Below are 4,892 nucleotides of genomic sequence, written 5' to 3' on the forward strand. Positions count from 1 at the left end.
CATTTGCAAATTCTTTGACTGCATTGTACGGATTCCCATGTGATGCTATTATTACGGAATCAACTTGTAAGTCACTGGGAAAAACAGATGAAGAAGTGGACTACTTAATGAGCAAAATGTTTCCATCTATGATCGTCGGTGGATTTACTTCTGTTACAATTACATCTGTATTTGTGGCAAGTGCTTTTGCATTGATGATCTTGAAGTTTTAGTAATTTTAAAGCAAGGAAGAACTGGATAAAATTAAAGTTGTAGCTGGCTTCTCTATAGTTACGATAGCATCCGTTATTATAGCAGGTATATTTGTAAAATTATTATAATCACTATAAATATGTAGGAGGTACTAGCATTTGTTAATTAGAGAACTATCAAATAAATACAATCAAAAGGTTATTGAATTGAGAAGAGAATTTCATAAATATCCAGAAGCAAGTTTATATGAATATAAAACAATTGATAGAATAGGTCAGGAATTAGATAAGCTAGGAATATCATACAAAAAAGTTGCAGATACAGGTATTATTGCAGAAATAAAAGGGAATAATCCAGGTAAAACAGTTGCTTTAAGAGCTGACATCGATGCACTAGAAGTTAAAGAATTAAATAATTGTGAATATAAATCTAAAAATGAAGGGTTCATGCATGCATGTGGGCATGATTGTCATATATCCATGCTCTTAGGTGCTGCTATGATCCTGAGCGAAATCAAAAATGAAATTAATGGTACTGTAAGGCTACTTTTCCAACCAGCAGAAGAAGTAGTTGAAGGAGCTAAAAAAATGATAGCTTGCGGAGCACTCGATGGTGTAGATGGAGTTTTTGGAATTCACGTTTGGAGTGATATAGAACATGGCTTTGTGTGTATCCAAGAAGGACCACTTATGGCTTCCGTAGATTTATTTACAATTAAAGTACATGGAAAGGGTGGCCATGGTTCGGCCCCTCATCAAGGAGTTGACGCAGTTATTGCATCTTCAGCAATTGCTATGAACCTTCAATCCATAGTAAGTAGGGAATTAAGTCCTCTTGATATTGCAGTAGTAAGTATTGGAACTCTTAATGTAGGCACAAGATTTAATATTATTGCGAGTGAAGGGATTTTAAATGGAACCACAAGAAGTTTTGATCCGAATGTTAGGGAAAAATTTCCTGGAATGATTGAGCGAATTTCTAGTGACACAGCATCAGCGTATAGAGCTGAAGCTGAGGTAGAATATACCTTTGGCACACCCGGGGTAATTAATGATGTAAATTGCTCTAAAATAGCAGAAAAATCATTAGGCGAAATAGGAGCTAAGTCCATTATTATTGAAAAAATCACAGGTGGAGAAGATTTTGCAGAGTACCTAGGAAGAGTTCCTGGTATAATTGCTCTTGTTGGAGTGAGAAATGAAGCTAAAGGTGCTTGTTATCCTCAGCATCACCCAATGTATACTGTAGATGAAGATTCACTTGAAATAGGTACAGCATTATATGCACAATATGCTAAGGATTTCTTAAATAGTTGAATTATTTTCTTGTAAGTTGCTGTATTAATAAAAATAGTTAGTGGTAGATTATTGAGGGCAATAGCTCTCTTTTTCTATTTGATTTTTTCAATAATTTCAACATTTTACTTTATGGTATAATGTTCATAAATAAAGCACCAAAGGGTTCAGTTACTAAAGAATTTTTTTAAGAATGCAATTCAAAAATATTTGGGGGGTAATACATTTGTCAGTTAGAGAGATATCAAATAAATACAAGCAAAAGGTTATTAATTTAAGAAGAGAATTCCACAAATACCCAGAAGCAAGTTTACAAGAGTATAGAACAATTGAGAGAATAGGAAGAGAATTAGATAAGATGGGAGTATCATACAAGAATGTTGCAGATACAGGGATTATTGCAGAAATAAAAGGTAATAATCCTGGTAAAATTGTTGCTTTGAGGGCTGACATTGATGCATTATCGGTTAAGGAATTAACTAAGTGTGGGTATAAATCTGAAAATGAAGGGTTCATGCATGCATGTGGACATGATTGCCATATATCCATGCTACTAGGGGCTGCAATGATACTTAGCGAAATGAAAAATGAAATTAATGGTACTGTAAGGTTACTATTTCAGCCAGCAGAAGAAGTAGCGCAGGGAGCTAAAAAAATGATAGAAGTTGGAGCTCTTGATGGTGTAGATGGAGTTTTTGGAATTCACGTATGGAGTGACATAGAACATGGATTTGTATGTGTTCAAGAAGGACCACTTATGGCTTCAGCAGATTTATTTAAAATTAACGTACACGGAAAGGGTGGTCATGGGTCTGCACCACATCAAGGAGTTGATGCAGTTGTTGCCTCTTCAGCAATTGTTATGAACCTTCAATCAATAATAAGTAGGGAATTAAGTCCTCTAGAACCTGCTGTTGTAAGTATTGGTTCTCTTAATGTAGGCACAAGATTTAATATTATTGCGAGTGAAGGAACTTTAAACGGAACCACAAGAAGCTTTAATCCTGATGTTAGGGATAAATTTCCTGAAATGATTAAGCGTATTGCAAAGGAAACAGCATCTGCATATAGAGCAGAGGCTGAGTTAGAATATACCTTTGCCACACCTGTTGTAATCAATGATGTAAATTGTTCGAAAATAGCAGAAAAGGCCTTAGATAAAATAGGCGCGAGGTCTATTATAATTGAAAAAACTACCGTAGGAGAAGATTTCGCAGAGTACTTAAATAGAGTACCTGGTTTAATTGCTTTTGTTGGAGTCAGGAATGAAGCTAAAGGTGCTTGTTATCCTCAGCATCACCCAATGTATACAGTAGATGAAGATTCACTTGAAATAGGTACTTCACTATATGCACAATATGCTATAGATTTTTTGAACAACTAAATTACATCATCAGAACAAAAATGTTTATCCCGTTTATTGTGTAGAAAAAATAAAGATTGTATGCACTTGAAATTAGTTAATAAACCTGTTAAAATAAAAATAATAATTTACAATTAAATAGTTCGGATGATTGTAGCAGGAGAGTATAGAGGATCTATACACCGAAGAAGTAAATCTTTCAGGTACCATATGGAGATGACTGTTATAGGACGAGCCCTTGGAGAGACTCAATTTGAGCACCGAAGGAGAAAGTATGTCTTCACTAATTAAATTAGTGGAAATTTATGAAACTCTCAGGTAAAAGGACAAGGGATAATATTGATTTCAAGGGTCGAATATTATCTATTCGGCTTTTTTTTGTGATTTAAAAGAGGGAGGAATTAGAATGAAGGCTGTTTTAACTGTAATTGGAAAAGACAAAGTAGGTATCATTGCAAATGTGAGCAACTTACTATCTGAAAAAAATGCTAATATTTTAGATATTAATCAAACTATTATGGATGGTTTTTTTACTATGGTAATGCTGGTGGAATTATCTAATATTAATATTTCTATAAAGGAACTAAACGAGAGATTAATGGAAAAAGGTAAAATTTTAAAGGTTTCAATAAGAATGCAGCATGAGGATGTATTTAATTCAATGCATCTCGTATAGGAGGTAGAAAATGAATATTAATCAAATAATGGAAACGGTAAGAATGTTAGATGATGAAAAGTTAGATATCAGAACACTTACTATGGGGATATCTCTTATGGATTGTTGTGACTCCGATGGTAAGAGAGCAAGAGCAAGGATTTATGAGAAGATTATGAGACTTGCTGGAAACCTTGTTAAAGTAGGAGAAGATTTAGCACTAGAATATGGAGTTCCAATAATTAACAAAAGAATTTCAGTTACACCAATTTCTTTAATCGCAGGAGCATCACAAGACGAAAATTACGTAGAGTATGCCATAATGTTAGATAAAATTGCAAGAGAACTCGGAGTTAACTTTATTGGAGGATTTACAGCCTTAATTCATAAAGGATATACTACCGGCGACCATAGACTAATATCATCTATTCCTGAAGCTATGAGGGTTACAGAAAGAGTGTGTTCATCTGTTAGTGTTGCAAGTTCTAAGGCTGGAATTAATATGGATGGAGTTCGCGAAATGGGTCAAATTATTAAGGAAACTGCAAGATTAACAGCAGATAGAGATGGACTTGGTTGCGCAAAACTTGTAGTTTTTGCAAATGCAGTTGAGGATAATCCGTTTATGGCAGGAGCTTTTCATGGAGTTGGGGAGCCAGAGTGTACCTTAAATGTAGGAATAAGTGGGCCAGGAACAGTGAAAGTTGCACTTGAAAAAGTAAGAGGTGCTGATTTTGGAGTTGTAGCTGAAGTAATTAAGAAAACCGCTTTTAAGATAACAAGAATGGGTCAATTAGTTGGAATAGAAGCTGCAAAACGATTAAATGTACCTTTTGGTATAGTAGATTTATCATTGGCACCAACACCTGCAGTGGGTGATAGTGTTGCTAGAATATTTGAAGAAATGGGACTTGAACTGTGTGGAACTCATGGAACAACTTGTGCACTCGCCATGTTAAATGATGCGGTTAAAAAAGGTGGAATAATGGCATCTGGATCTGTTGGGGGACTCAGTGGTGCATTTATACCTGTAAGCGAAGATGAAGGAATGATTGAAGCCGTAGAAAGAGGAGCTTTAAACATTGAGAAACTTGAAGCTATGACATGTGTATGTTCAGTAGGACTTGATATGATAGCTATTCCAGGGGACACACCAGCAGAAACGATTTCAGCAATTATTGCAGATGAGTGTGCAATTGGAATGATTAATAATAAAACTACTGCAACAAGGCTTATACCCGCACCAGGTAAAAAAGTTGGAGATACGGTAGAATTTGGGGGGCTTTTAGGACACGCACCTGTTATGAAGGTAAGTGAGTTCTCAAGTGTAGACTTTATAAATCGTGGTGGAAGGATTCCAGCACCTATACATAGTTTTAAGAATTAG

At 35.2% G+C, this 4,892-nt stretch carries 4 protein-coding genes, 1 pseudogene and 1 riboswitch; all 5 genes and pseudogenes read left to right on the plus strand.

Annotation, left to right across the window (positions count from 1 at the left end; translation table 11 throughout):
- Positions 1 to 212, plus strand: a pseudogene (locus JJE11_RS14575) (hypothetical protein); the annotation flags it as partial.
- A 138-nt stretch (positions 213 to 350) separates the two neighbouring features.
- A complete protein-coding gene (locus JJE11_RS14580) occupies positions 351 to 1,508 on the plus strand; it encodes a M20 family metallopeptidase (protein WP_291636886.1) in 1,158 nt (385 codons plus the stop codon).
- A gap of 205 nt (positions 1,509 to 1,713) precedes the next feature.
- Complete coding sequence (locus tag JJE11_RS14585) at positions 1,714 to 2,871, plus strand: M20 family metallopeptidase (RefSeq protein WP_291636889.1); 1,158 nt, start codon at positions 1,714 to 1,716, stop codon at positions 2,869 to 2,871.
- A 207-nt stretch (positions 2,872 to 3,078) separates the two neighbouring features.
- Positions 3,079 to 3,190: riboswitch (glycine riboswitch) on the plus strand.
- Positions 3,191 to 3,256: 66 nt separating this feature from the next.
- A complete protein-coding gene (locus JJE11_RS14590) occupies positions 3,257 to 3,526 on the plus strand; it encodes an ACT domain-containing protein (RefSeq protein ID WP_291636891.1) in 270 nt (89 codons plus the stop codon).
- 10 nt (positions 3,527 to 3,536) lie between these two features.
- Positions 3,537 to 4,892, plus strand: a complete 1,356-nt coding sequence (locus JJE11_RS14595) for a PFL family protein (RefSeq protein WP_291636893.1) — start codon at positions 3,537 to 3,539, stop codon at positions 4,890 to 4,892.

Origin of the sequence: Clostridium sp. (assembly GCF_016650095.1) — a bacterium.
Classification (GTDB): Bacteria; Bacillota; Clostridia; order Clostridiales; family Clostridiaceae; genus Clostridium_AD.